1 protein-coding gene is annotated in these 875 nt (G+C 39.1%); it reads left to right on the forward strand.

Annotation, left to right across the window (positions count from 1 at the left end; all coding sequences use genetic code 11):
* The first annotated feature begins 285 nt into the window (after nucleotides 1-285).
* Nucleotides 286-675, forward strand: a complete 390-nt coding sequence (gene psbU / locus NWP17_RS12800; RefSeq protein ID WP_280655282.1) for a photosystem II complex extrinsic protein PsbU — start codon at nucleotides 286-288, stop codon at nucleotides 673-675.
* Nucleotides 676-875: the final 200 nt, after the last annotated feature.

Here is an 875-nt window from a genome sequence, read left to right on the forward strand (position 1 = left end):
TAAGTCCAGTCATTGCTCGTAGCAGTCGCTCTTGATTCAGGATGCGGTCTAAGTTCAACATTAATGTCACCCTACTTGTCTGCTTGATTATTATCCCTTATTTTCCAACAACTCTATTAGAAGCCCTAAATGAGTCCATGACAAGTGCAGTAAATTATATTACAGCAGAGGATGCGCTTAATTGGTTCAATCATTGTGGTTTATTTACATGAAAACCGCCGTAATAAATTTGGTGAAATCATGCTACTGTTGGGAGGGTTTTTATCTTAGGAGATTATTTACATTATGCAGGTTGGGACACGCTTATTAATGTTTTTGAGTGCGGTATTCGTAATTTTGGGAATAATTCTTTCCCAACCAACATTAGCTGATGGATTGAAGGTGGACAATTTTTCTAACCTCATTGCCTTGCAAAATTCGGCCGAGGATAAGCTGGGTACTGACTTTGGTCGAAAAATTAACCTCAATAATGCAAGTAGGCGGGAATTTAAGCAGTATCCTGGTTTGTATCCCACATTGGCTGTTTGGATAGTGAAGAATTCACCATACAAAAAAGTAGAAGACGTGCTAAAAATTTCAGGGTTGACCGATGGACAGGTAGAAGTATTACGTAGTAATTTAGATCATTTTACCGTTGAAGAACACAATTTCTCTGGACTTGAAGAACGCCCTTGATGAGACCGAATTAATAATAAAAAATCACAGTGCGATGGCACTGTAATTTTTGTGTGCCACCACTCATTGTATATACGCGACCATCGATTAGCTCATGCTTGTCCAACTGCTGTTCTTCCCAGCAAAAATACTCTAAGGAGATGAATTAGGGTTATTTAACCCACATTCCGCACCCTCAACTATCAGGGAGGGAAATTACT

It is taken from the genome of Chrysosporum bergii ANA360D, from assembly GCF_029891735.1.
GTDB lineage: Bacteria > Cyanobacteriota > Cyanobacteriia > Cyanobacteriales > Nostocaceae > Umezakia > Umezakia bergii.